Here is a 24,982-nt window from a genome sequence, read left to right as displayed (position 1 = left end):
CTCCTAACTTGCCTGGCCCACCAGCCCGCGATTCTGTGCGCGGTGCAGCTTGGGGTGGACCAGCGGGATGGTCAGCATGGTGCTGCCGACCGCCATCAACAGCAGCGCGGTGAACGTCTCGCTGGTGATGATCTGTTTGTCCAACAGGATATTGGCGAACACGATTTCGATCAAGCCCTTCGATTGCAGCAGCCAGCCGATGATTGAGGCTTCGCCTTCTTTCCATTTAAGGATTTTGCCGGCCATGTGCGCCGCCGCCAGCTTGCCCCCCACCGAGGCCAGCAACAGCAGGCCAGCGACGAAGAACACCGAGTAGCCGCCCATGTCCCATTTGGTGCGCAGCCCGGTGCTGAGGAAGAATACCGGCATCAGGATCAGCAACACGTTCTTGAACATGGCGTCCAGCGCTTCCTGGCCGAACCAGTCCGCATCCATCACCACGCCGGCCAGGAAGGCGCCAACCATGAAGTGCAGGCCGGCCCAGTCGGCGCCGAACGAGCAGGCGATCAGCCAGATCAGGGCCACGGCCCAGCGGTCGTTTTTGTTCAGGCGAACCATCAGGCGACGGTAAGCGAATGTCAGGATGGCAAACGCGGCCAGGAAGCCGGCTTGACGGCCGACGCGTTCCCAATCCAGCATCAGCAGCGCCAGCACGCCCCAGATGGCGACGTCGTCCAGGCTGGCGTAGCGCAGCAGGCGCTGGCCCATCGGCTGGCGCAGGATTTCCAGTTTTTCCAGCAGCATGACCAAGACCGGCAGCGCGGTCACGGCGCAGGCCATGCCGGTGCCGATCAGGAATTGCCAGGGGGCGGCTTTGGCGCCGATCCAGCCTTGGTAGTTCAGCAGCAGCAGGGCGGCGCCGCAGCCGAACAGCAGCGGCATGCCCAGCGACAGGCCGGCGGTGGTCATGCTTTCGCGGCGATATTGCCAGGTTTTCTTCAGGTCCAGCTCGACGCCGGCCAGCATCACAAACAGGATTACGCCCCACATCGAGACGCCGTTGAGGGTTTTGACGACGTCCGGATTGAAGACGAATTTATGGTAATCGGGGAACAGGTTGCCCATCACGCCAGGACCAAGGATCACGCCCATGATGATCTGGACCACCACCAACGGCGCAAAATAGTCGGTTTTGAGCAGTCGCCAGAACAGATAAGGCACGGCGAAGATGAGCAGCATCGCCAGCAGGAAGATTTCGCTAGTGTTCATAAAGTCTCCGTATTTTTTATTTTGTGTAACGTAATTACATACCGCTGAGCGATACTAACTTGCCAATATTAAAAATGAAAGCGTTTTCTTGAGACGCAGTGGTATCGATTCCACAAAAGGAGTGGCGGACGCTATCGGTTACAATCGCAGCATGTATATCGACTCCCATTGCCACATCAACTTCCCTGAGCTGGCCGCTCGCATGCCTGAGATTCTTGCCAAGATGGCGGAGAACCAGGTGACCCACGCGCTGTGCGTGTCGGTCGACCTGCCGGATTTCCCGCAGGTGCTGGCGCTGGCCCATCAGCATCCGCATATCTACGCCTCGGTCGGCGTGCATCCGGACTATGAAGACACGCCGGAACCGTCCGTCGAACAGCTGGTGCAACTGGCGGACGATCCGAAAATTATCGCCATCGGCGAGACCGGGCTGGATTACTTCCGTCTGGAGGGTGATCTGGAATGGCAGCGCGAGCGCTTCCGCACGCATATCAAGGCGTCGCGGATTACCCGCAAGCCGCTGATCATTCACACCCGCAGCGCTAGCGAGGACACCATCCGCATCATGCGCGAAGAGGGCGCCGGCACGGAGGCGGGCGGCGTGGCGGGTGTGATGCACTGCTTTACCGAGTCGCTGGAAGTGGCGCGCGCGGCCATCGAGATGGGCTTTTATATTTCGTTCTCGGGCATCGTGACGTTCAAGAGCGCCAAGGATTTGCAGGCGGTGGCGCTGGAGTTGCCGCTGGAGCGCATTCTGATCGAGACCGATTCGCCGTATCTGGCGCCGGTGCCGTTCCGTGGCCGCATGAATGAGCCGGGCTTTGTGGCGCATGTGGGCGAGTACATCGCCAAGCTGAAGGGCGTGTCGGTGGAGCAGGTGGCCGAGCAGACGACGGCCAATTTCCGCACGCTGTTTAACGTGCCGGCATGATGCGCCGCAGGTTCGCGTTGCTGGCTGTGGCCGCGTTGGCGGTCAGTCCAGTGTTTGCCGTCGAGCAGAGCGACGATGAGGTCGAGTTCTTCCGCGCGGCGCAGCTGGATGGCGCGGAGCGGGTGAAGAAGATGCTGGCGCGTGGCGTCAATCCGAACGCGCGCGATTCCAATGGCGAGACTGGCCTGATTGTGGCTATGCGTTATGAATCGCTGGAGGTGGCGCGGGTGCTGATGGCCCAGAAAGGCATCGACCTAGAAGCCAAGGCGCCTAACGGCAACACGGCGCTGATGATGGCTGCCTTCCGCAAGAATAAGACGGCGCTGCTGGAGCTGCTTCAGCGCGGCGCGCAGGTGAACCAGAAGGGCTGGACGGCGCTGCATTACGCGGCAGCGTCCGGCAGCGTGGAGATCACTACCATCCTGCTCGACAAGTACGCCTACATTGACGCCGAAACGCCGTCAGGCATGACGCCGCTGATGATTGCCGCCCGCGAGGGGCAGGAAGAGGTCGTTGAGCTGCTGCTAAATCAAGGCGCCGACGCGACGCTGAAGGATGGCGGCTTCCACCTGACCGCCGCCGGATTTGCCGACAAGGCCGATAAGCCTTGGATCGCCAAGACCATCAACACCTTCCTGGCTAACAAGAAGCCGCGCTAGCCTCACCACGCCAGCAGCCAGCAGCCCGCGCTAGCTGCTGGTCGTGTTCGCTAGCCGTGATGCTCGCGCTTGTCATGCTGCTCGTGATGGGCGGCTTGCTCGTGATGCTCCTCGCGCCGCGGTTCGGCGTGGGGCTGCTGGGCGCGAGGCTGCGCCGCAGGACGCTGAGCCATCGCTGCCATTTCCGGACGAGCACGCGCCGCCATTTCCTGATGCCTTGCCTGCGCTTGAGCCTGCGCCTGCGCGCGTTCAGGCGCGTTGAACTCGCGGCGTGGCTCCGGCGCGCGTGGCATGCCAGCGTCCGCCCGCATGCGATTGTCCGCACGCACACCAGCGTCCTCATGCTGAACCGGCGCCTGATGTTGCTGAGCCGGCTGCTGGTGCTGCGCCATCTGTGGCTCGCGCTGCTGGGCCAACGCTTGATGCTCTTGCGTTGGGGGCTGCTGCTGCTGTCCAGGCTGGCGCTGTTGTTGCGCCGGCTGGTGCTGGCCCGGCTGCTGTTGCGCCATCGGCAGATGCTGTTGTCCCGCCTGCATGTGCATCGCCGGCGCGCCATGTTCCTGCATCTGCTGCGCCATATGCGGCTGCTGGCCCGGCTGCTGGCGGAAATCATGCGGCGCTGTGCCTTGCGGCAGCGGACCATGTGACCCCGCCATCATCGGCGGACGCGAACCCGGCACTGCGTCATGCGCGGTAAAGTGCGGCATGGTCATCGGCCCGGTGGGCCGCATCGGCTGCATGTGCTGCATCTGCTGGGTTGGCGGCATCGGCCGCATTGGCTGCGGGTTGCCGGCCAGGGCCGGGCCACGCGGCGCGCCGTGGTAATTGTTGATCACGGTAACCGATTTGGTCACGTAGGTATTATTGTTGTACACCACCGCAGGACGATGCCAGCCACCGCCTCCATATCCCGGCCCGCCCCAGTTGACGCCCCAGGCATTCCAGCCCCAGTCATGATAATGATGGCTGACCGCCGCGCCGACCAGAATGCCAATCCCGAAGGTAATCGCACCGGTAGTCACCAGATCATTGCTGGCGTACACCGGCTCACGATAGGTCCAGCCGGGATACACGTCCACCGGCGCACCATAGACGATGGTCGGGTTGTAGCGCGGCACATAGACTACATCCGGCTCGGCCGGCTCAATGATGATGGTTTGCGGTGGCGGCGGAATCACCTCCGGCCCGGCGTATACCACCTGGTCCGGCGACGGCTGATCGATGTAGTTCGGCGGCGGCGCGGCCCGCACCGTGGTCGATACCCGCAAATGCGGCGAACTCTTCAGATTGCCGGCCTGCTGCGCGCGCAGACGCATCACCTGAATGGCATTCATCACGTCGTTCGGATCGTTGGCGTAAGCCTGGCCGAGCGAGGTGGTCCACTGGATATTGCCGGCCATCTGATCCAGCACGCTAGGGAAGGCGGTCAGCGATTTGACGCTGACGTCCCACGGCTGGGCGGCCTCGGCCGATTGCAGCGCGTCGCCCTTCAGGGAGGGATTCTGGGCCAGCCACTGGTCGGCGGCGGTCACTTGCGCAGGATAGGTGGCGCCCGCCAGTACCTCGCCTACCAGCTTATCCGGGAACAAGGCAATCGGCGCGACCATCTGAGACAGCTGCTCCGCAGTAGGCGGCGTGTACGGTGGCGCCGCTTGCGCCGGGGCGACGGCAGCGCCGACTTTGGGCTGCTGCGGCTCAACCGGCTTGTTGCAACCAGCCAGCGTCAACAAGCTCAGCAACAGCGTTGACGACATCACATATTTTGCTTGAGCGGCCATGATGACTTCCTTCCTCACTAATAGTTGAGGCTAGGTTATCAGGCGTCCGCTGGCGAAGCTGTTACCTGTTGTAACGTGCGTGCCTCATCGCACTAAACTCCAAGATGCAGCAGGTAATCCTCGATGATGTCCGAACTGGCCGATGGCGAACTCATATGCGGGCAATGGCCGATATTGTCGATCACCGCCAACTGGCTGTTGGCCAGGTGCTGGTGCAGATAATCGCCCACCTCGCGCGGCGCGATCATGTCGTCGCTGCATTGCAGGATCAGCGCCGGCACGGTTGACTTTGCCACTTCCGCGCGATGGTCGGCGGTAAAGGTCACGCGGGCGAAGTGGCGGGTGATCTCCGGATCGTTCTTGGCAAAACGGGTCAGCAGCTCTTCTTGCAGGATAGGCTGGCGCGGCGCCCCCATGATTACCGGCGCCATGCGCTTGATCCAGCTGTCGTAATCGATTTCCATCAGTTTCAGCAGGCCGTCGATGTCTTCCGCATTGAAACCGCCCACATAGTCACCGTCATTGATGAAGCAGGGCGACGGTCCCACCATGATCTGCGCGGTAAATTTTTCCGGCGACATAATGGACGCCAGCATGCCGATCATGGCGCTGACCGAATGGCCGATAAACACCACCGGCGCCTTGGCGTACAGGTCGATCACGTCCAGGATGTCTTCCGCATGGCCATACAGCGTGCTGTACTTGTTGCGGTCGTAGGCGCTCAGGTCCGAACCTCCGCTGCCGGTCAGGTCCATCAGCACTACCCGGTAACGCCCCACGAAGGATGGATAGATGAAGCGCCACATCTGCTGGTCGCAGCCATAGCCATGGACGAACATCAGGGTAATCGGGCCGTCGCCGTGACAGTGGACATTATTGCGAAACTGGATAGACATGGTATCTCCGAAGCGAATCGCCGCTAGTATAAGCGCAATAATGCTTATTGGTTAACCGCTGAGCGTCGCAAGCCGATTGAATTGGCGGGTATTTGCCTTGCAGTTCCCGGCATAGGACATCAACAATCTTAACGATAATGTCCTCAGCGCATCTACCAAGGACCACCATGCTCAACGAACGCGAAATCGAAAGCTGCTATCTGGGGCAGTTCATTCCTCTCCACTACCATCACAATATGCTGATGGACCAGAACCGCATGCATCCCTTCAAGTCGGCGATCGCGTATGCGGTCAAACCCGGCGCCAAGGTGCTGGAGCTGGGTGGCGGCACCGGTGTGCTGTCGTGGTTCGCGGCGTCGCAGGCGTCCAAGGTGTATTGCGTCGAGTTCAATCCTGACATGGTGAAGGAAGCGCGCAAGTTCCTGGCGCTGAATCCGAACGGCGACAAGGTTGAGGTGATCCACGCCGACGCCTTCGAATACCTGCCGCCGGAGCCGGTCGATGTGGTCATCTGCGAAATGCTGCATGTCGGCATGCTGCGCGAAAAGCAGGTCGAGGTGATCGAATCGTTCAAGCGCCGCTATCTGGAGCGTTTTGGCGGCCCGCTGCCGATCTTCCTGCCGGAAGCGGTTATCATGGCGGTGCAGCCTCTGCAGCAGGAGTACGACTTCGAAGGCTTCTACGCGCCGATCGTGCAATTCCAGGAAACCACGGTGATTTATCCGGGCACGGTGGAAATGGCGCCGCCGGCCGTCTACAGCATCATCGATTTCAACCAGCCGAACGAACTGGTCTATTCGTGGCAGGGCAAGTTTGTGGTTGAGCGTAATGGCGAGATCAACGCCATGCGCTTTGTCACCAAGAACATCCTGCAGGTGGTGCAGGAGCGTTCCAGCACCATCGACTGGCTGATGGGCTACATGACGCTGCCGCTGGCGACGCCGATCAAGGCGCGTGAAGGCGACGTGCTGCAAGTCAGCTTCCAGTACCGTGCCGGCGGCGCCATTCCTTCGCTGCAAGCGTCACTGCAAGCGGAAGTGCTGTACGAAGCCGCGCTGCAACCGCAGCGTGTCGCCGCCTACGCCTGATCAGCGCCTGCCGCCAAACGTTGGCTGCAAGGCGTTGTCCGGATTGGCCGGATTGACGCCTTGCTGGTTGATATGGATGCGGGCCTTCTGCAAGCCCGCGTTACGCTCGATATCCTGCATCACCGTCGCCGTGGCGATGGTCCACTCCCTGAACGCCGTGCCGGCCGCTGGCTGCACGCGCATCTCGGCCAGCAGCTCGTCCTTGCCGACGCCGGCTGCCAGCTTGCCCAGCCAGACCTTCGCCCACGCCGACAGTTCCGGCTCCCGGATGTTATGCGCCATCAGCTTGAGGGCGTTGCGGGCGCGCGCCTTGTCGCCCGCATAGGCATAAGCCAGTGCGGCCGAACGGGCCAGCGTGTTGACTTCATGGCCGTTGTTGAAGGCGACGATGGCGGCGGCCAACGTGTCGTCGTCCGGCGGCTGGCCCGATTGCAGGCCGGCCTGATAAAGCGCGTAGGCGGCTTCAGCCGATTTCGGGTCCAGATTCAGCGACTGCCCCAGACTGTTGCGGGCGGCGTCGAGTTGCGACAAACGCAGTTGGGCCTGGCCGAGCAGATATAACACTTCGGCGCTGACGCCCGGCTTTTTGGCTGCCGCGCTCAGATAAGGCAGCGCGTCCTGCGGATTACCCCAGTCGATCTGCGCTCGGCTCAGCACCAGCTGGGCATAATCGTTGGATGGATAATTGGCGGCCGCGCGCGCGGTCTGGCGCAGCAGCGCTTCGCCCGCCTGGCGGGTAGGGCAGGACTTGAGCGCCGACTCGGCTAGCACGAATTCGCCCGACGATTGCGGCAGAGTTTTGAAATCCATGACGGCGGCCGGCAGGTCCGGCACATCCACCTGCAACACCTTGATCGAGGTATTCCGGTAGCGCCACATCTCCTTGCCGAGATCCCCGGTCTTGATGCCATAGGCTTGCTCGAACGCCTGCGGAATCGGCGTGTCGCGGTACACGGCCGCCAGATAGTTGACCAGCTTGTTGCGGTTGTCGTCGGACGACAGCATGTAATGCGTCAGCAGCCACGAGCGGGCGGCGAACTCCAGCTTGATGCCGGCTTTCGAGATATTGCCGATGGCGCGTGTGTCGTTCTGCTCAAGGATGTCCTTGTAGTCGAGGAAGTAGGTATTGCCGTCGTCGAGGAAGGACAGGTAGCGGTTGACATTGAGCGGCGCGCGGCCGACCAGCATTTGCGTGTCCGAGAAGCGCGCGCTGGCGAAATACTGCGCGAGGCCGTCGATGAACGAGGTCGGCGCGCGCACATCGGTGTAGCGGTAGATAAAGTGGCGGGTGTAGGCCTCGAACAGATAGGACAGGCTCTCGCTCTGGTCGACCTTGGGCAGGTGTAACTGCTCCGGCCGCTCCAGCTTGCTCAGTTGAACGCCGAAACCTTGCACGCCCGCAGTGCAACTGCTGTACAGGCCGATGGCCTCGGCTGGCTGGTCGTTGGCCAGGCCGTCGAGGTCGTTGGCGCTGTCGTGGTAATAGAAAGTCAGCTTGGGCTCGTTGCCGGTGGCTTTCAGGAAGGGCTTGGTGTAGACCCGCAGCATCTGGTGCAGCTTTTCCAGCTGGTTGAGCAGCAGGGCGACTTCGTCGTTGCTGGTGTCGGAATACACGATGACATGCTGGCTTTCGACCCGGAACCAGTCCGACGCATGACGCTGGCCGGCGACCGTGACGCTCGGTGCGGCCGGGGCCGGGGCCGGTTGCTGGGCGTGCACGTCCAACAGGCTGGCGCTGGTAAGCAGCGCCGCCAGATACCACGATGTATGCATGAGCTACTCCGTTTGTCCCCTGAAACCGACGATTGATCGGCGTTTTATGCAGTTGGTCGCACGATGATTGCGTGTGCGGCACTGCTCTATTAGAGTGACATTATAGACAATAAACTAACCGTATCGGGAGCTTCTCATGCTGAGTTTTTTACTGTGGCTGGCGTTGCTGTTCTTTTGCTGGCCGCTGGCGTTGCTGGCGCTGGTGTTATATCCGGTGCTGTGGTTGATCACCTTGCCGTTCCGGCTGGTGGGCATCGGCGTCGAGGGCGTGTTTGAGCTGCTGCGCGCCGTCGTCATGCTGCCGGCGCGCATCCTGGGTGGCAATCCCCGTTAAAACTTGACCAGGAAGCCGGCGCCGACCGACTTCTGCGAATAGTTGTAGTCGATCAGGCTCTGGCCGTAGCCGCTGAACACCTGCACGTAACCGTTCAGGTTGGCCACCACTGGGAAGGCCCAGCCGGCTTGCAGCGCGCCGTGGCCGGTCGAGATATTGCGCCGCGCCAGCAGCGACAGCTCGTGGCCGTCGAAGCGGTAGGTGGCGCGCACGTCGCCATGGCCCATGTAATCGGTGATGTCGATGTTGTCGTTGTCCGAACGGGCGTTATCCAGCCGCTTCCACAGGCGGAACGAGACGCCGAACTTGCCTTTCTCCGCACCCACCTCCGCATAAATCCGGTTCCAGCTGCGCGACAGCGTCGAGGTCTGGCCGTTCGACTGGTGGTTCAGCGCCAGCGTCAGGTAACGGACATCCAGAATGCCCAGGTCCAGCGCCAGCGGCGTGGTCAGCATCAGTTCAGGCTGGTAGTTGGTTTCGCGGAACGGGCTGGAAGCGGCGCGGTTGTAGGCTTGCCAGAAGCTGTTCTGGGTGTAGCCGAACCACAGGTCGACTGGCGTGCTCAGCAGCTGCTCGATCATCTTCATCTTGAAACTGATCTGGTAAGTCAGCTCCACGTGCTTGGATTTGATGCCGCCCGGCGTAAACTCCTCAAAAGGCGTATCGTTGGAGCTGGTGCTGTAATTGGCGAGTAACAAATAGCTGGGACGATGAGGGCGGAAATTGAACACGCCGCGTTTGGCCGAACGGTCCAGTTCCCATTCCTGCACCATGCGCGACACCGTGTCTTCCGGCGCAATGGTGGTCAGCGCGGCCACCTTGGGCGACACGTTCGGCTCCGGCGGCGGCGCGGCCGGCTGCGTGCGGGCCGGCGCATCGGCCGAGGCGACGGTGCCATTGTTGGCGTCGGCGGCCGGCGCGACGATGGCGTTCTCGCCGGCTTTCTGCACCACCGGCGCGTTCTTGGCCAGGCCGTCGTAACAGGCCAGGCGCGCGCTGGCGTCACCCAGCACCGAGCAGCGTTCGAGGCGCAGCTCAACGTCGGAGGCCTGGGCGAAAGCCAGAGCCGGGGCCATGCCTAAGGTTAGGAAAAGAGTCGTTTTGGTCGGAGCGCGCATGCAGTGAGTCCAGGTGAGAGTTAAGCTGTTAAATAATGTCAGAGATTACATTAATTGCTATTGATCATGTCGCACAGTAACGGGCTCTTGAATTTGGCAACAAGCGCCGCACTTGAGACTTCCGAAGCTGTCCCCTTAAGGAGATTGTAATGACCCGCAAGACCCCCATCGAGCGTTACCGCAACATCGGCATCAGCGCGCACATCGACGCTGGCAAAACGACGACGACGGAGCGCATCCTGTTTTATACCGGAGTCAACCATAAAATTGGTGAGGTACATAACGGTGCCGCCACGATGGACTGGATGGAGCAGGAACAGGAACGCGGGATCACCATCACCTCGGCCGCCACCACCGCCTTCTGGAAAGGCATGGCCGGCAATTTCCCCGAGCACCGCATCAACATCATCGACACACCGGGCCACGTTGACTTCACCATCGAGGTTGAACGTTCCATGCGCGTGCTGGACGGCGCGGTGATGGTGTATGACGCTGTCGGTGGCGTGCAGCCGCAGTCGGAAACCGTGTGGCGCCAGGCAAATAAATACAAGGTGCCACGGATTGCCTTCGTCAACAAGATGGACCGCGTTGGCGCCGACTTCTTCCGCGTCCGTGAACAGGTCGCCAACCGCCTGAAAGGCGTGGCTGTGCCGATCCAGGTACCGCTGGGCGCTGAGGATAACTTCCATGGCGTAATCGACCTGGTCAAGATGCGTGCAATTAACTGGGACGACGAGACGCTGGGCGTCAAGTTCACCTATGAAGACATCCCGGCCGAGTTGCAGGCGGTGGCGCAGGAGTGGCGCGACAAGATGGTCGAAGCCGCTGCCGAAGGCACGCCTGAACTGCTGGAGAAATACCTGGACGGCGGCGTGCTGACCGAAGAAGAAATCAAGACCGGCCTGCGCCTGCGCACCATCCGCAACGAAATCGTGCCGATGCTGGCCGGTAGCGCCTTCAAGAACCGGGGCGTGCAGGCGATGCTGGATGCTGTGATCGAATATCTGCCGTCGCCGGTGGATGTGCCGGCGATCGCCGGTACCGATGAAGAAGACAATCCGATCGAGCGTCATCCGACCGACGAAGATCCGTTCGCGGCGCTGGCGTTCAAGATCATGACCGACCCGTTTGTCGGCCAGCTGACCTTCTTCCGCGTGTATTCGGGCGTGGTGAATTCCGGTGACACGGTCTACAACCCGACCAAGTCGCAGAAGGAACGCCTGGGCCGCATCCTGCAGATGCACGCCAACGAGCGCAAGGAGATCAAGGAAGTCTACGCGGGCGACATCGCCGCTGCGGTCGGCCTGAAAGGCGTGACCACCGGCGATACGCTGAGTTCGCCGGATCACGTGATCGTGCTGGAAAAAATGATCTTCCCCGAGCCGGTGATTTCGCAGGCGGTGGAACCGAAGACCAAGGTCGACCAGGAGAAAATGGGCATCGCCCTGAATCGCCTGGCGCAGGAAGACCCGTCGTTCCGCGTGCATACCGACGAGGAATCGGGCCAGACCATCATGTCCGGCATGGGCGAGCTGCACCTGGAGATTCTGGTGGACCGCATGAAGCGCGAATTCGGCGTCGAAGCGACCGTGGGCAAGCCGCAAGTGGCGTACCGCGAGACCATCACCAAGATCGCCACCGATGTCGAAGGCAAGTTCGTCAAGCAGTCGGGCGGCCGTGGCCAGTATGGTCACGTGGTGCTGACGTTGGAGCCGTTGCCTGCTGGCGGCAAGGGCTACGAGTTTGTCGACGCCATCAAAGGTGGCGTGGTGCCGCGCGAGTTCATTCCGGCGGTCGACAAGGGTATTCAGGAGACGCTGCGTTCCGGCGTGCTGGCCGGTTATCCGGTGGTCGATGTGCGGGCCACGCTGACCTTCGGTTCGTACCACGATGTCGACTCGAACGAGAATGCGTTCCGCATGGCCGGTTCGATGGCGTTCAAGGAAGGCATGCGGCGCGCCGGTCCGGTGCTGCTGGAGCCGGTGATGCAGGTCGAGGTGGAGACGCCGGAAGAGTTCATGGGCAACGCCATGGGCGATCTGACGGCGCGGCGCGGCATGGTGCAGGGCATGGATGAGATTCCGGGCGGCGGCGGCAAGATCATCCGCGCCTCGGTGCCGCTGGCCGAGATGTTCGGCTACTCGACCACGCTGCGTTCGCTGACCCAGGGCCGGGCGACCTACACGATGGAGTTCAAGCACTACGCTGAAGTGCCGAAACACATCCTGGACCAGATCGCCGTGTCCAAGGCGCGCGCTTAAAGCACCTCCGGGACTTCGGTCTCGGGTGCGGCCACTGCGCTGCGCGCGCTGGCCATGACGACGTCGAACTCGCCGACGAAGTCGCGTAGCAAATCGGCCAGCGCCTGCGGTTCCGCCCGCAGGCGCTCCTCCAGCGCACCGGAGGTGGCGAACAGTTCATTGGCCGACAGGTTGCCGGCCGCGCCGCGGATCTTGTGTACCAGGTCCGCGGCGCGCGCCAGTTCGCCGGCGTGGATGGCATCATGAATCTGTTGCAAAGTTGATTCAAAATCGTGGGCAAACAGGCCCAGTAGCTGCACCAGCAGTGCGCCATGGCCGCCCAGGCGCTCCATGGCCGCCTGCATATCGATGCCGGCACGCGGCGTCACCGGCATGCCGGCGCTGGCGGACACCGCGCCCACTGCCGGCACATCCGCCCCTGCGGCGCGACTCAAATCCGGCTGCACCCACGTCGCCAGCACCGCATACAAGGTATCCGGGTCGATCGGCTTGGTGACGTAATCGTTCATGCCGCGTTCCAGGCAGCGCTCGCGGTAACCGGCCACCGCATGCGCGGTCATGGCGATGATCGGCAGCGCCGCATGCCGCTCGTTCTTGCGGATCAGCGCCGTCGACTGGTAGCCGTCCATGTCCGGCATCTGGATATCCATCAGCACCGCATCGTAATTGCCGGCGTCGATCATGCGCGCCGATTCCTCGCCGCTGGCGGCCAGGTCGACCTTCACGCCGGCCCGTTGCAGGATCTCGCTGGCTACCTGCTGGTTGATCGAGTTGTCGTCCACCACCAGCACGCGGGCGTTGCGGATGCGCTGGATCGCCAGCGACGGCGGCGCGCTGCTGGCCGCCATCTGCTGGCTGGCCTCCAGTCCCAGCGCCGACAGCACGGCGTTGCGCAGCTGCTGCGGATTGGCCGGCTTGTCGAGGAAGGGCATGTTGCGGGTGTGCTCGATGACGTCCTTGTCATGCTCGCGTGAGTAGGCCGTCACCATCAGTACCGCCGGCACCGCCGCCAGTTCGGCATCTTCGGCGATGCGGTGCAGCGTGTCGATGCCGTCCAGGTCCGGCATGTCGGCGTCGATCAGCAGCACATCGTAGGGATCGAGCTGCATGGCCGCCACCGCCGCCGTGCCCGAGCCCACCGCGCGCGCCTTCAGTCCCAGCATGCCCAGCTGGATCTTCAGCATATGGCGGCTGGATTCGCTGTCGTCCACCACCAGCACCCGCTTGCCCTGCGCGGCAGGCGGCACCGGCTGCACGCGTGGCGACAGGTCCGACGCCGCCTGCAAATGCACGGTGAAACTGAAGCTGCTGCCGACACCAGGTTCGCTGTCGACCCGGAATTCGCCGCCCATCTTGCGCACCAGCTGCTGCGAAATGGCCAGACCCAGGCCGGTGCCGCCGTACAGCCGCGTGGTGCTGGCGTCGGCCTGGGCGAAGGCCTGGAACAGGCGCGCCTGCTGCTCGTCGCTGATGCCGAGGCCCGAATCTTCCACCGTAAAGCGCAGCACCAGCGGCGCGCCGGCCATCACGGTCGGGCTGCTGGCGTCAACTTCCACCCGCAGTTCGATGTGCCCGCGCGCCGTGAACTTGAGCGCATTGCCGACCAGGTTGACCAGGATTTGTCCCAGCCGCAGCGGGTCGCCCAGCAGGTTGGATGGCACGTCCGGTGCGGCGCCGATGACCAGTTCCAGTCCGCGTTCGGCGGCGCGCCACGCAAACAGGTCGGCGATCTGGTTTAGCGTATCGGGCAGGTCGAACGGTAGGGCTTCCAGTTCCAGCTTGCCGGATTCGATCTTGGAGAAGTCCAGCACGTCGTTAATAATTTGCAGCAGGCTTTGGCCGGCGCGGCTGATCTTGCGGAAGTAGTCCAGCGGCTGCGCCGGCAGGTCGAGGTGGGTGCCGAGTCCCGCGAAGCCGAGGATGGCGTTCATTGGCGTGCGGATCTCGTGACTGATATTGGCCAGGAATTCGCTCTTGGCGCGGGTGGCCGCTTCGGCGTTGGCGCGGGCCTTTTCGATCACGCGCATGGCGCGTGCTTTCAGGTAGGCGGAGGTGAACGGTTCTTTCAGCGCCTTCAGCAGATCAAGGTCGCTCTCGGCAAACGTGGCCTGGTACTGGTAGTTTTCAAAAATCAGATAGCCCTCGACCTGGCCATCAATCACCACCCGCACCGACAGCAGCGCGCAGACATCGCCCGGCAGCGAATTCGAATGGTGTACCTCGAAGATATCAGGCGCGATCATGCAGTCGGCCGGCGCGTAGCGCAGTTCCGCCTGGCGCAGGTCGATGCGATAGGCGTCGGCGGCGGCATCGATGCGGCCCCAGGCCGCGCGCAGGCTGAGGGTGTCGGTGCCCTGTTCGCGCACCAGGGCCAGCGCCGAGTCGATACCCTTGATGATGGTCGATTCGTGCAGGATAGTGTGCAGCAGCGCGTCGAAGTCCATCTGTTCATTGATGGATTTGACGATGGCGTTCAGCTTCTCCAGGTGCTGGGTGCGCGAGTAGACCAGCGCCTGCAAGGTTTCCTGCTTGCGCTGCAGGTGCCGCACGCGCCAGCGCACCAGCGTCCACGCCAGCGCGCAGATGATCAGGAAGTAACCCAGCCGCGCCCACCAGGTCTGGTGCCAGGCCGGCAGCACGATCACGCGCAGCGTCAGCTCTTCGGCATTCCACAGGCCTTCGCGGTTACTGCCGCGCATGCGCAAGATGTAGGACCCGGGCGGCAGATGGTTGTAGGAGGCGATGCGCCGGCTGGCGTCGACTTCCAGCCAGCGCTGGTCGAAGCCTTCCAGCAGGTAGGAATAGCGGTTGCGCTGTGGCGCCGAATAGTCCAGCGCCGCCAGCTCCACTTCAAAGCTCTGGTTATCCGGCTGCAGCACTAGTGTCGGGCCGTCCTTGGCTGCCAGTTCGGACGGCGGCACCGAGCGCTGGTCCAGCCGCACGGCGCTGATCACCAGCGGTGGCCGATACGACCAGTCGTTCAGGCGGCCCGGATAGACCACCGCCAAGCCGGCGGTGGCGCCGAACAGCAAATCGCGTTCCGCCGTGACGGTGCTGGAGCCGATAAAGAAGGTGCGGAACGGCAGGCCGTCGGCGCGGGTCAGCGCGCGCGCCTTCAAAGTGCCGGAATCGATCACCGCGATGCTGTCCGAGGTGGCGGCCCACATGCGGCCGGAAGGATCGGATTGCAGGCCCATGATGGTGCCGGTGGTCAGTCCGGTGTTGGTGCCGAGCCGCTCGAACACCGGTTCGCCCAGCGCATCGCGCCCGGTCATGATGCAGATGCCGCCGCCGTAGGTGCCGACCCACAGCCGTCCGCGCCGGTCGATCACCAGGGAGCTGATGACAGCCTCCGACAGCGCATCCGGCTTGCTGGCATTGGCCTTGATCTGCTCAACCTTGCCGCTGTCCGGGTCGAGGCGGTTCAGGCCATTGCGGGTGGCCACCCACAGCGCGCCGTCGGCATCGCCCAGTACCGCGTGAATGCGGTTGTCGGTCAGGCCGCCGGCTTCCTGCGCGCCCTGCACGTAATTCTGGAGCGCGCCGGTGGCAGGGTTGTAGCGCAGCAGGCCTTCGAAAGTCCCCAGCCACAGTTCGCCCTTGCGGACCAGGATGGTGCCGATGCGCGGATAGGGATTGGCCTGCGGCAGCGGCACGCGCCGCACGGCAGCGCCGTTTTTGCTGGTGCGGTACAGTCCTAGCTGGGTGCCGACCCAGGCTTCGCCGGGTTCCGCCTCGGTCATCGCCAGCACCATGCGGTTGGGCAGCGCGGTCTCCGGCTTGTGCGAATCAGGCCTCAGCGCGGCGCGGCGCGCACCGCTGGCCGGCACAATGTCGATGCCCTGATCGGCCAGGCCGATCCAGACGTCGCCGTGGCTGTCGCTCATCAGCGCCGAGATGCTGGCTTCCTGCGCGCCTTCGGCGCCGAACACCGCATCGATTGCCTCGCTGTGCGGATCGTAGATGTCGACACCGCGTTCAGTGGTCACCCAGATCATGCCGCTGCGGTCGCGCAGCAGGGCGGCGGCGCGGTCGTTACTGAGGCTGAAGGTCACCGCCGGCTGGTGCAGGATGCGGGTGCCACGGCCGGCATCCGTGCGGTATTCGATCACGCCGCCGCCGTAGGTGCTGGCCCACCAGATGCCGGGCACCGTCTCCACCACCGCCAGCACCATATTGGCCTGGGCGTCCTTGACGCCGGGCAGCGCGACAATGCGGCCGGCGCTGGCGCCCGGATCGACCACGCCGATGCCGCTCTTCAGCGTGCCGAAGGCGATCTGGCCGCGCTGGTTCTCGCCCAGCGCCAGCACGGCGTCGCTCCAGGCGCCGGGTTTCTCGCCGCTGATCGTGATGGTGGTGATGGCGCCGCCGGGCTTCATGCGCGACAGGCCACTGGCGCTGCCGATCCACAGCGTGCCGGCGCGGTCCATCAGCAGGGCGCGGATCTGGTTGTCCGGCAGGCCGGGCATGTCTTCATGGCTGTAGCGGCGGATGGTGCGATTGACAGTGTCGTAGTATTTCAGGCCATCGGCGGTGCCGATCCACAGATTGCCCTTGCTGTCGCTGGTGATGGCGCTGACCGCGCCGCGGCTCAATTCATCGAGGGGGCGGATGAAGCTTTCGGTATGCTTGTCGTACATGGCCAGACCGGCGGCGGCCATGCCGACCCATAGGCGGCCGGTAACGTCAGCGTGCAGCACCTGGATAAAGTCGCCGGGCAGGCTGGATGGCAGGGTGGCGTCGTGGTGGAAACTGCGCACGCGATAACCGTCCCAGCGTGCCAGGCCGCTCTGGGTGCCGATCCAGATATAGCCGTCGCCGTCCTGCGCCATGGTCATGCCCACCGCGTGCGGCAAGCCCTGATCCAGTCCGAGATGCTCGAACAATGGCGTGGAAAGCTCGTCCCAACGCTGCGGGCTGGCGCCGGCGGCGCCGCACACGGCCAGCCAGGCCGCCAGTGCGAGCATGGTCGCGCGCAGCCAGCGCGCGTATGCTGCCGGAGCGGGAGAGATGGGTGCGTGATCGTTCAAAATCAGGGCGCGCTCCTCTGGTTGGTGAAACAAGCATACGGAAATGCTGACCGAAAGTCTATGACTGGCAACGCGAATTCGTCTGCGCTTGTACAATCGCCACATGCTAACCCGAGTAGGTATCGATATGAAACCAGATGTATTAGTCCTGGCAGCCAGTCCGTCGGCCGATGTGATGGCGCAGTTGGAGCAGCATTTTCATTGCCACCATCTGTGGCAGCAGCCGCGCGAACAGCAGGCCGAATGGCTGGCCGGCGTGGCGCCGCAAGTGCGTGGCGTATTGACCACCGGCGCGATCGGCATCAAGGCCGATCTGCTGGCGCAGTTGCCAAAAATAGAAATCGTCGCCGTCAATGGCATCGGCACCGATGCGGTAGACCTGGCAGCCACGCGTGTGCGCGGTGTCGCCGTCACCAACACCCCGGGCGTGCTGACCGACGACGTGGCCGACCTGGCGCTGACGCTGCTGCTGGCCGCCGCGCGCCGCCTGCCGGCGCTGGATACTTTCGTGCGCGATGGCTCGTGGGAAGCCGGCAAACCAATCAAGCCGACGCGCGCCTTGCGAGGCAAAGTATGTGGCATTTATGGTTTCGGCCGCATTGGCCAGGCCATCGGCGACCGCGCGCAGGCGTTTGGCATGGAGCTGCAATACTTCCAGCCGCGCGCCATCGAAGGCACGCCGGTGCCGCGCGCCGATTCGCTGCTGGCACTGGCCGAGGCCAGCGACTATCTGGTGGTGGCTGCGCCGGGCAGCGCGGCAACGCATCACACGGTGAATGCGGCGGCGCTGGCGGCGCTTGGCCCGCAAGGCACGCTGGTCAACATCGCGCGCGGCTCGCTGGTGGATGAAGATGCGTTGATCGCCGCGCTGGGCGACGGTAAGCTGGGCATGGCGGCGCTGGACGTCTTCGCCGATGAGCCAAACGTGCCTGCCGCGCTGCGTGAACTGGACAACGTGGTGCTGACGCCGCACATCGGCAGCCTGACTGTGGAAACCCGTCACGCCATGGGCGAACTGGTGGTCGACAACCTGCGCGCGCATTTTGACGGCAGGCCTTTGCTCACTCCAGTCAAATAATCGTTTCACAGTTACGGTAAAAATGCGTGTAAGTCGTTGAATATGCTATATTTGGTTCATTAGAATCGTTTCATAAAACGTTTCATATGGCCGATATACTACAAATTCTCCGACTTGCGCGCGTGCTGTCCGGCGCCGATCTGCTGCTGCGCCTGCAGAAAAGCCGTCCCACGCTTAGCCGCGCCACCATGATGCGCATGGTGCGTGAACTGGGCGACCAGATCGTGGTGCGCGGCGCCGCCCGCCGTACCAGTTACGCCGCCCGCCGTCCGCTGCGCGGCAGCACCGAATCGATTCCTGTCTACCGCATTGACCGCAAAGGACGCGGTGAGCAGATCGCCATGCTTGATCCGATCTATCCGGCCGGCTGCGCGTTGCGCTACGAACAAGCGCTTGAATGGCCGCTGGCGGCGGAAATGCGCGATGGCTGGTTCCCCGGACTGCCATATCCGCTGGACGATATGCGGCCGCAGGGTTTTTTAGGCCGCAACTTCGCCCGCAACTATGCCGGCTTGCTGCAAGTCGGTCCTGATCCGCAGAAATGGCCGGAGGACGACATCCTCTACATGCTGGCGCAACTGGGCCACGACACCGCCGGCAACTACATCATCGGCGAGGCCGCATACCGGCGCCACCTGGAGAGCATGCAGCAAGGGCAGGCGCTGCTGGCCGAACGCGCCTATCCCGAACTGGCCGCAGCGGCGATGCAGGCTGGCGACGCAGGCTCCTCGGCCGGCGGCGAATTCCCGAAATTTACCGCCTTCCGCGAGCATGGCGGCGACAGCGCCCACGTCATCGTCAAATTCTCCGGCAATGACCAGACGCCGGGCGTGCAGCGCTGGTCCGACCTGCTGGTGTGCGAACACCTGGCGCTGGATACCATCGCGGCCGAACTGAGATTGCCGGCCGCGCGCAGCCGCATCCATCGCGCCGCCCATCGTACTTTTCTGGAAGTCGAGCGCTTCGACCGCCATGGTGAATTCGGCCGCTCGGCAGTCTGCACCTGGGCCGCGCTGGACGCCGCCTTATTCGGCATGGCCGGCGAAAACTGGAGCCGTGCCGCCGCCCGCCTGTTGGCCGAACGTTATATCAGCGCCGACACGCATGCGGCCATCAACCGCCTGTATCACTTCGGCCGGCTGATCGCCAACAGCGATATGCATGAGGGGAACCTGGCTTTCGTGCCGGGGGAGAGCGGCAAGCCGCCACTGGCATTGGCGCCAGCCTACGACATGCTGCCGATGCTGTATGCACCGGCGCGCGGCGTGGAGTTGCCGCAGCGTGACTATGCGCCATCGCTGCCCCTGCCTGCGGAGCGCGACGACTGGCTGGCGGCAGCCGATGCGGCCATCGTGTTCTGGCGCGCGGCCGGCGCCGATGAACGCATCAGCGCTGGTTTCCGCGCCGTCTGCAAGGCTAATGGCAAGGAGTTGAAGCGTCTTCGGACGTTGGTGGCTGGGTGACCGGCAGCGGCAGCTGCGAATACAGCTTGACGCAATTGCGGCCGGCGCGCTTGGCGGCGTACAGCGCCTCGTCAGCGCGGCTGTAGGCCAGCTCGAAGCTGGTGTTCATGCTGTTCCAGCTGACGCCCACGCTGGCCGTGACCTGGCGGTTGATCGGCGCGCCGAAGACCTGGTCGGCGATGGCGTCGCAGATGCGCATCCCCACTTCCTTGGCTTCTTCGGGCGAGGAGGTGGGCCACACCACCGAGAATTCTTCGCCGCCGACGCGGCCGATGGCGATGCCGGGGCCGAACAGCGCCTTCAGGCAGTCCACCACAGTTTTGATGACGGTGTCACCGGCCGGGTGGCCGAAGTCGTCGTTGATCCACTTGAAATGATCGATATCCAGCACGATCAGCGCCATGTCGCCGTGTTCCAGGCAATCCGATGCCTGCTCGATGACGGCGGCGCGATTCAGCGCGCCGCTCAGCGGATCGTGGGTGGCGCGGTATTCCAGCTGCTGCGCCAGTTCGTGCAGCTGGCGGTTCATCTGGTTCATGTCCAGTTCTGCGCGGTCGCTGCGGCGGATCAGGCGGCGGCTCTCGCGCATCAGGCGCTCGTAATGAACGATCATTTCGGCCAGCGCCGCGCGTGGGTCGGCGCTGGAATCGGCGTGTGCCGCCTTGGCGTTCGCCAGCGCGGCGCTTTCCAGCGCAAACAGGTCGGCGTCGGCCGTGGGTTTCATCAGTTGCTCACTGCGTGATCGTGGAAGTCCAGCGCGCCGAAATCGTCCTGCAGTTCCTGGCCGAATTCGAGAATGGTGTCGTCATCTTCGTCGTGATACCAGTTCAGGCGCACCTGATTGCCAGCCATGGCGGCTTCGTTCAGCGCCTCGAAGAAACTGAACAGCATCTTGGTGCTGGAGCTGTTGAAGTAGGCCAGCGATACGTGCACGGTGATCTCGGCATCGCTGCACTGGTCGAGGTAAGCCTTTACGCGCGCGATCACAGGACCGTAGAAGGCGGCGGCGTTTTCTGGATAGGATTCGCCCTTGATCGACAGCGTGTGCTGGTCGAAGCGGAAATCGACTTCCGGCGAAGTGGGCGAAGCGGCGATGAAGAGTGGTTCCATTTTATATTTCTCAGTATGTTCAGATAATCGCTTTGATGCAGAAGACCGTGGTGTCCGGATTGTGCTCATCCTGCACGAATTCGAATTCCAGCGGTTCGCTGGCGTCGCGCGCCATGGTCAGGAAGCCCAGACCTGCGCCTTTGCTGTCAGTTGGCGTTTCGTCGCGCAGCGCCTTCTTGTAAGCGAGCTTGATCTCTTCCATGCTCATGGAATGCAGCGGTTCCAGGCGGCTGCGGATGTTTTCCGCGTTGGCGCTGTCGACCGGATTGGCGCACAGCAGGAAGAAACTGTCGTCCTTCATGCCGATGCAGAACGAGCCGCGCCGCATCTGGTTCTCGGTGGCGTCGCCCGGCGTCAGCGTGTCGGACGAGTAGTGCATGATGTTCTGCGACATTTCGACAAACGACGAGAAAATGCGGCGGCGCGTCGGTCCGGCCGCGCCGGCCGTATCCAGCCGCGCCTTGATGGTCTCCGAAATGGCCGCTACCACGTGCTGCGAGAAGTAGCCCACGTAGAAGAAGATGATGTGGCGCTTGCGGGCCACTTCATAAAAATCGCTGAATTCTTTGTACAACAAGTGAAGCTCCTATTACGGACGTAAGCAGAAAAAGGTCAGGTCGTCGCGGCGCGGCTGTTCGCCTTGCCACGCCTGGTAATCGTCCAGCATCGCCTGCGCCACATGGCGCGCGCATTCGGTGCGCTGGGCCAGCAGCACATCGCGCATGCGGCGCTTGCCGTAGGCAATGTCCTTGGCGCCGCCAATTTGGTCGATCAGGCCATCGGTGGTCAGGAACAGCAGGCTGCCTTCCGGGATGGTGATGATCTTGTTGGTCCAGCTGTAGTCCAGCGGCGAGTCGGTATAGCCGACGCCCATGCGTTCACCGTCGACGGTCTGCACCGATTGCTGGTCGGGGTCGAGCTGGAACAGCGACAGCTTGGCGCCGGAAAAGCGCAACTGGCGGGTGGCGTTGTCGAACCACATAAAGGCGGCGTCCATGCCGTCGTTGGATTCGGTGTGGCCGTGGCCTTCGACCTGGCCCAGCATGCCCTTGACGCCGCGATTGACTTCGGCAATCAGCTTGGCCGGATCACGCGGGCCCAGTTGCTGCAGGGCCTGCGTCAACGTCGACGAAGAAATCAGCGTCATGAAAGCGCCCGGCACGCCGTGGCCGGTGCAGTCGGCGATGGCGGCGAACCAGCCGTCTTCATATTTTGCGAAGTGATAGAAGTCGCCGCCGACCACGTCGCGCGGCTGCCATTCGAGGTGGGCGTCATCCAGCGCATCGGACAGCGCCAGGTTGGATGGGCGCAGCAGCGAGCGCTGGATTACGCTGGCGTAGTCGATGCTGTGCATGATCTGGCGGTTTTTCTCGGCCTGCATATTGGCCACCACGTTCATCAGCTGCAAACCGAAGCCGACACCGGCCAGTGCGCCGTCACGGGTGACGATGAAGCCGTCGGCCAGTGCTTTTTCGCCTGATTCCACGGCGCGGAAGGTCAGCGCTTCGATGGTCATATTGGCGTCGACGATCAGCGGTTCCTTGTCCATGAAGGCGATGCAGCTCTTCTTGCCGTACAGCTCATGGTAGAAGGGCTTGGACATTTGCGACATGAAGATGTTGCGGCTGATCAGGCCGATCGGGCGGCCGCTCTCGATGACGGGCAGGCTCATCAGGTCGCGGCGCTCGGTGAACAGCTCCAGGACGGCGAAATTGGTCGTGTCGGACAGGACCGAAATGGTCTCCACGCACAGGTCGGCGGCAACGGAGAGACGAAAACGGGGCAGGTGCAAACGAGAGGCATTGAACTCCACGGCCGGGAACCCTTTATCAACACTGAGCCTTCCATGCTAGCGGGCAATTATTACAAGCTCATTACATATTAACTAAAAGAAAACTCTGTTGCACATATTGCCGCACGGTAATGCTGGCGTCACATTGGGTGTGTAGATTGGGGAGAATTCGCGCAGAAGGCGCATTTTCCCTCATGAGTAGCTATGAAATTTCCCCAATTGAATACCGGCATGCGTGTAGTGGCATCGTTTGCCGTGTTGTTGCTGGTGATGGCCTGCATGTCCGTGCTGTCGCTGTGGCGGCTGCAAACGGCCAACGATACCGCCTCCAACCTCGTGCATGAAAAACTGGCACGGCAGCAATTGACGTCCGAGCTGCTGGGCATGACCGAATTGAACGGGCTGCGGGCGATGTCGATTGCCCGCAGCGACAGCCTGGAGGTGGCTGATATCTTCCAGGCCCAGCTGACCGCCGGCGACAAGCGCGCGGCTGATATGGAACGGCAACTGGCAGCCATGCCGGCCGGCGGCGAGGAAGCCAAGCTGCTGGGCGCGGTGGCAAGCAAGAAGGCGGCCTTCATGACGCTGCGCGGCGAACTGTTCAAATTCAAGGATAGTGGTCGCACCCAGGAAGTCGGCGATCTGCTGGATAACCAGTGGCCGGCCGTGTTCAAGGCTTACGCCGGCGCGCTGGAGCAATTGCTGGCGTATCAGGCCGCGCAGGCCAAGGCGCTGGCGGAACAGTCGGCGTCCCAATATCAGAGCAGCCGCGCCTTGTTGACGGGCTTCGGTCTGGCGACGCTGGCGCTGGGCGCGGTGCTGGCCTGGCTGCTGACGCGCAGCATCGTGCGGCCGCTGACGCAGGCGGTGTCGCTGGCCGAGCAGGTGGCCGGCGGGGAATTGCGCGGCGCGCTGGCGCATGACCGCAGCGACGAGATCGGCAAGCTGTTCGATGCGCTCAGCCACATGACCGGTCGCCTGGCCGATACCGTCGGCCGCGTGCGTGACGGCGCGGTGGCCATCGATTCGGCCTCGCGCGAAATCGCCAACGGCAATCTGGATCTGTCGCGCCGCACCGAGCATCAGGCTGGCGCGCTGGAGGAAACGGCGTCGGCGATGGAGGAGCTGACGTCGGCGGTCAAGCAGAACAGCAGCAATGCGCGCCAGGCCAATCAGCTGGCGTTGTCGGCATCGGAAGTGGCGGGCAAGGGCGGGGCGGTGGTGTCGGAAGTGGTGCGCACCATGGCCAGCATCAACGAGTACGCGCACAAGATCAGCGACATCACCAGCGTGATTGACAGCATCGCCTTCCAGACCAATATCCTGGCCCTGAATGCGGCGGTGGAGGCGGCCCGCGCCGGTGAGCAGGGGCGCGGCTTCGCCGTGGTGGCGAGCGAGGTACGCAGCCTGGCCCATCGTTCGGCCGAGGCGGCCAAGGAGATCAAGAAGCTGATCCAGGATTCCGCCGAGCGCGTGGCCAATGGCAGCGCCCTGGCCGAAACGGCCGGCGCGACGATGACCGATATCGTCGCCAGCGTGCACAAGGTGACGGCGATTATCGGCGACATCAGCGCCGCCAGCGCCGAGCAGGAGCACGGCATCTTGCAGGTCAACACGGCCATCAGCGATATGGACGACGTGACCCAGCAGAATGCCGCGCTGGTGGAGGAAGCGGCGGCCGCCGCCGAGGCGATGCAGGCGCAGGCGCGCGAACTGGCCGAGCTGGTCGGCTCGTTCAAGCTGGATGCGCAGCAGGCCGTCGTCCAGCCTTTGCCGCAGCGTCTGGCGTTGCCTGCGCCCGACGATAACCAACTGCGCCGTGCCGCCTGAGCCACAGTTACAAAATTTGACTATTGCGGATCTGCAAATGTTGTATAGTTGATTGTATGAAAAACACTAGCCTGCTTCTCTGCTCCTTGCTGCTCGGCCTTTCCGCCGCTCACGCGGAACGTGCCGACAGCTTCCAAAAAACGGTAGTCCGCGCACGGGACGCTGCCGGTGAGTTGTCGCGCAAGGTTACTACGCTGACCGGCAACATCGAAATCCAGCGTGGCACGCTGCTGATTCGCGCCGAGCACGGCGTGATGACGGAGGATGCGCAGGGCTACCAGCACATCGTACTCAGCACCAAGCCGGGCGAGGCGCCGGTGTTTTTCCGCCAGCGGCGTGACGGCGGCCAGAACGTGTGGATGGAGGGCGAGGCGCTGGAAGTCGTCTATGACGAAAAGGCCGAGCTGGTGGATTTGATGGACCACGCCAAGGTGCGCGGTACTACCGATGGCGCGGTGACCGACGACGTGTTTGGCGAGCACATCATCTACAACTCGCGCGAGGAGCAGTACCAGGTCACGCAACTGGCGAACCGGGTGACTACCGGCGACCGTCGCGGCACCATGGTGTTGCAGCCGACGCGCAAAGACCCGCTGATCTCGCCGGCCTCGGCTACCGCTTCCACGCACTAG

The 24,982-nt window shown here is 63.1% G+C and carries 19 protein-coding genes; 9 read left to right on the top strand and 10 right to left on the bottom strand.

All coding sequences use genetic code 11. The annotated features are described in order from the left end of the window. Positions 1 to 3 precede the first annotated feature (3 nt). Positions 4 to 1,209, bottom strand: coding sequence for a cation:proton antiporter (locus tag GTP69_RS02155; RefSeq protein ID WP_161053320.1), 1,206 nt, complete (start codon positions 1,207 to 1,209; stop codon positions 4 to 6). Between the two features lie 151 nt (positions 1,210 to 1,360). Between GTP69_RS02155 and GTP69_RS02150 the strand changes: the two genes are divergently transcribed. Both GTP69_RS02150 and GTP69_RS02145 read left to right on the top strand, forming a co-directional pair. Next, on the top strand, positions 1,361 to 2,140 hold the full coding sequence (locus GTP69_RS02150) for a TatD family hydrolase (RefSeq protein WP_161053319.1): 780 nt from the start codon (positions 1,361 to 1,363) through the stop codon (positions 2,138 to 2,140). Further along, entirely contained in the window at positions 2,137 to 2,799 is a 663-nt protein-coding gene (locus GTP69_RS02145; protein ID WP_161053318.1) for an ankyrin repeat domain-containing protein, read from the top strand. Before GTP69_RS02150 ends, GTP69_RS02145 begins: the two co-directional genes overlap by 4 nt. Positions 2,800 to 2,849: 50 nt before the next feature. On the opposite strand, the gene GTP69_RS02140 is transcribed toward GTP69_RS02145, so the two are convergent. Together GTP69_RS02140 and GTP69_RS02135 are read right to left on the bottom strand one after the other, a co-directional pair. Continuing rightward, positions 2,850 to 4,577 (bottom strand): DUF3300 domain-containing protein, encoded by a 1,728-nt coding sequence (locus GTP69_RS02140; RefSeq protein ID WP_161053317.1) that lies wholly within the window; start codon positions 4,575 to 4,577, stop codon positions 2,850 to 2,852. A 92-nt stretch (positions 4,578 to 4,669) separates the two neighbouring features. After that, positions 4,670 to 5,473 carry an alpha/beta fold hydrolase gene (locus tag GTP69_RS02135; protein WP_161053316.1) on the bottom strand — a complete coding sequence of 268 codons (804 nt, stop codon included), beginning with the start codon at positions 5,471 to 5,473 and terminating at the stop codon, positions 4,670 to 4,672. A 167-nt stretch (positions 5,474 to 5,640) separates the two neighbouring features. On the opposite strand from GTP69_RS02135, the gene GTP69_RS02130 reads away from it, so the two are divergent. Beyond that, a complete protein-coding gene (locus tag GTP69_RS02130; protein WP_161053315.1) occupies positions 5,641 to 6,561 on the top strand; it encodes a class I SAM-dependent methyltransferase in 921 nt (306 codons plus the stop codon). On the opposite strand, the gene GTP69_RS02125 is transcribed toward GTP69_RS02130, so the two are convergent. After that, positions 6,562 to 8,334, bottom strand: a complete 1,773-nt coding sequence (locus GTP69_RS02125) for a tetratricopeptide repeat protein (RefSeq protein WP_161053314.1) — start codon at positions 8,332 to 8,334, stop codon at positions 6,562 to 6,564. A gap of 136 nt (positions 8,335 to 8,470) precedes the next feature. Between GTP69_RS02125 and GTP69_RS02120 the strand changes: the two genes are divergently transcribed. Beyond that, on the top strand, positions 8,471 to 8,668 hold the full coding sequence (locus GTP69_RS02120) for a hypothetical protein (RefSeq protein ID WP_161046000.1): 198 nt from the start codon (positions 8,471 to 8,473) through the stop codon (positions 8,666 to 8,668). On the opposite strand, the gene GTP69_RS02115 is transcribed toward GTP69_RS02120, so the two are convergent. Further along, complete coding sequence (locus GTP69_RS02115; RefSeq protein ID WP_161053313.1) at positions 8,665 to 9,744, bottom strand: phospholipase A; 1,080 nt, start codon at positions 9,742 to 9,744, stop codon at positions 8,665 to 8,667. The genes GTP69_RS02120 and GTP69_RS02115 overlap by 4 nt on opposite strands. A gap of 191 nt (positions 9,745 to 9,935) precedes the next feature. Here GTP69_RS02115 and fusA point away from each other — a divergent pair, with 191 nt between their 5' ends. Continuing rightward, positions 9,936 to 12,047 carry an elongation factor G gene (gene fusA, locus GTP69_RS02110; RefSeq protein ID WP_161053312.1) on the top strand — a complete coding sequence of 704 codons (2,112 nt, stop codon included), beginning with the start codon at positions 9,936 to 9,938 and terminating at the stop codon, positions 12,045 to 12,047. Here the strand turns inward: fusA and GTP69_RS02105 are convergent. Next, on the bottom strand, positions 12,044 to 17,077 hold the full coding sequence (locus tag GTP69_RS02105; protein WP_229260762.1) for a hybrid sensor histidine kinase/response regulator: 5,034 nt from the start codon (positions 17,075 to 17,077) through the stop codon (positions 12,044 to 12,046). The two genes, fusA and GTP69_RS02105, sit on opposite strands and share 4 nt — an antisense overlap. A gap of 127 nt (positions 17,078 to 17,204) precedes the next feature. Here GTP69_RS02105 and GTP69_RS02100 point away from each other — a divergent pair, with 127 nt between their 5' ends. After that, positions 17,205 to 18,155 carry a 2-hydroxyacid dehydrogenase gene (locus tag GTP69_RS02100; protein ID WP_161053311.1) on the top strand — a complete coding sequence of 317 codons (951 nt, stop codon included), beginning with the start codon at positions 17,205 to 17,207 and terminating at the stop codon, positions 18,153 to 18,155. Between the two features lie 86 nt (positions 18,156 to 18,241). Beyond that, complete coding sequence (gene yjjJ, locus GTP69_RS02095; protein ID WP_161053310.1) at positions 18,242 to 19,618, top strand: type II toxin-antitoxin system HipA family toxin YjjJ; 1,377 nt, start codon at positions 18,242 to 18,244, stop codon at positions 19,616 to 19,618. Here the strand turns inward: yjjJ and GTP69_RS02090 are convergent. The 4 genes from GTP69_RS02090 to GTP69_RS02075 are packed head-to-tail and all read right to left on the bottom strand — an operon-like array spanning position 19,572 to position 22,520. After that, the gene (locus GTP69_RS02090) at positions 19,572 to 20,342 is read right to left on the bottom strand and encodes a GGDEF domain-containing protein (RefSeq protein ID WP_110847875.1); all 771 of its coding nucleotides are present in this window, start codon (positions 20,340 to 20,342) and stop codon (positions 19,572 to 19,574) included. The genes yjjJ and GTP69_RS02090 overlap by 47 nt on opposite strands. Beyond that, positions 20,342 to 20,728: a DUF1987 domain-containing protein gene (locus GTP69_RS02085; protein WP_110847876.1), complete on the bottom strand. Its 387-nt coding sequence runs from the start codon at positions 20,726 to 20,728 to the stop codon at positions 20,342 to 20,344. Before GTP69_RS02085 ends, GTP69_RS02090 begins: the two co-directional genes overlap by 1 nt. Before the next feature lie 19 nt (positions 20,729 to 20,747). Further along, positions 20,748 to 21,305, bottom strand: a complete 558-nt coding sequence (locus GTP69_RS02080) for a SiaB family protein kinase (RefSeq protein ID WP_110847877.1) — start codon at positions 21,303 to 21,305, stop codon at positions 20,748 to 20,750. A 12-nt stretch (positions 21,306 to 21,317) separates the two neighbouring features. After that, positions 21,318 to 22,520: a SpoIIE family protein phosphatase gene (locus GTP69_RS02075; RefSeq protein WP_202424262.1), complete on the bottom strand. Its 1,203-nt coding sequence runs from the start codon at positions 22,518 to 22,520 to the stop codon at positions 21,318 to 21,320. A 204-nt stretch (positions 22,521 to 22,724) separates the two neighbouring features. On the opposite strand from GTP69_RS02075, the gene GTP69_RS02070 reads away from it, so the two are divergent. Together GTP69_RS02070 and lptA are read left to right on the top strand one after the other, a co-directional pair. Further along, positions 22,725 to 24,350: a methyl-accepting chemotaxis protein gene (locus tag GTP69_RS02070; protein ID WP_161053308.1), complete on the top strand. Its 1,626-nt coding sequence runs from the start codon at positions 22,725 to 22,727 to the stop codon at positions 24,348 to 24,350. Between the two features lie 56 nt (positions 24,351 to 24,406). Beyond that, on the top strand, positions 24,407 to 24,982 hold the full coding sequence (gene lptA, locus GTP69_RS02065; RefSeq protein ID WP_161053307.1) for a lipopolysaccharide transport periplasmic protein LptA: 576 nt from the start codon (positions 24,407 to 24,409) through the stop codon (positions 24,980 to 24,982).

Source organism: Duganella levis, assembly GCF_009857605.1.
Taxonomy (GTDB): domain Bacteria; phylum Pseudomonadota; class Gammaproteobacteria; order Burkholderiales; family Burkholderiaceae_D; genus Rugamonas; species Rugamonas levis.
This window is presented reverse-complemented; position numbering and strand designations above follow the sequence as displayed.

What these genes read in the sequence shown, in the direction of transcription:
- fusA (WP_161053312.1), top strand. Translation starts at nt 9,936, where the DNA reads ATGACCCGCAAGACCCCCATCGAGCGTTACCGCAACATCGGCATCAGC.
- GTP69_RS02125 (WP_161053314.1), bottom strand. Translation starts at nt 8,334, where the DNA reads ATGCATACATCGTGGTATCTGGCGGCGCTGCTTACCAGCGCCAGCCTG.
- GTP69_RS02140 (WP_161053317.1), bottom strand. Translation starts at nt 4,577, where the DNA reads ATGGCCGCTCAAGCAAAATATGTGATGTCGTCAACGCTGTTGCTGAGC.
- GTP69_RS02120 (WP_161046000.1), top strand. Translation starts at nt 8,471, where the DNA reads ATGCTGAGTTTTTTACTGTGGCTGGCGTTGCTGTTCTTTTGCTGGCCG.
- lptA (WP_161053307.1), top strand. Translation starts at nt 24,407, where the DNA reads ATGAAAAACACTAGCCTGCTTCTCTGCTCCTTGCTGCTCGGCCTTTCC.
- yjjJ (WP_161053310.1), top strand. Translation starts at nt 18,242, where the DNA reads ATGGCCGATATACTACAAATTCTCCGACTTGCGCGCGTGCTGTCCGGC.
- GTP69_RS02145 (WP_161053318.1), top strand. Translation starts at nt 2,137, where the DNA reads ATGATGCGCCGCAGGTTCGCGTTGCTGGCTGTGGCCGCGTTGGCGGTC.
- GTP69_RS02085 (WP_110847876.1), bottom strand. Translation starts at nt 20,728, where the DNA reads ATGGAACCACTCTTCATCGCCGCTTCGCCCACTTCGCCGGAAGTCGAT.
- GTP69_RS02070 (WP_161053308.1), top strand. Translation starts at nt 22,725, where the DNA reads ATGAAATTTCCCCAATTGAATACCGGCATGCGTGTAGTGGCATCGTTT.
- GTP69_RS02150 (WP_161053319.1), top strand. Translation starts at nt 1,361, where the DNA reads ATGTATATCGACTCCCATTGCCACATCAACTTCCCTGAGCTGGCCGCT.
- GTP69_RS02130 (WP_161053315.1), top strand. Translation starts at nt 5,641, where the DNA reads ATGCTCAACGAACGCGAAATCGAAAGCTGCTATCTGGGGCAGTTCATT.
- GTP69_RS02135 (WP_161053316.1), bottom strand. Translation starts at nt 5,473, where the DNA reads ATGTCTATCCAGTTTCGCAATAATGTCCACTGTCACGGCGACGGCCCG.
- GTP69_RS02100 (WP_161053311.1), top strand. Translation starts at nt 17,205, where the DNA reads ATGAAACCAGATGTATTAGTCCTGGCAGCCAGTCCGTCGGCCGATGTG.
- GTP69_RS02115 (WP_161053313.1), bottom strand. Translation starts at nt 9,744, where the DNA reads ATGGCCCCGGCTCTGGCTTTCGCCCAGGCCTCCGACGTTGAGCTGCGC.
- GTP69_RS02090 (WP_110847875.1), bottom strand. Translation starts at nt 20,342, where the DNA reads ATGAAACCCACGGCCGACGCCGACCTGTTTGCGCTGGAAAGCGCCGCG.
- GTP69_RS02155 (WP_161053320.1), bottom strand. Translation starts at nt 1,209, where the DNA reads ATGAACACTAGCGAAATCTTCCTGCTGGCGATGCTGCTCATCTTCGCC.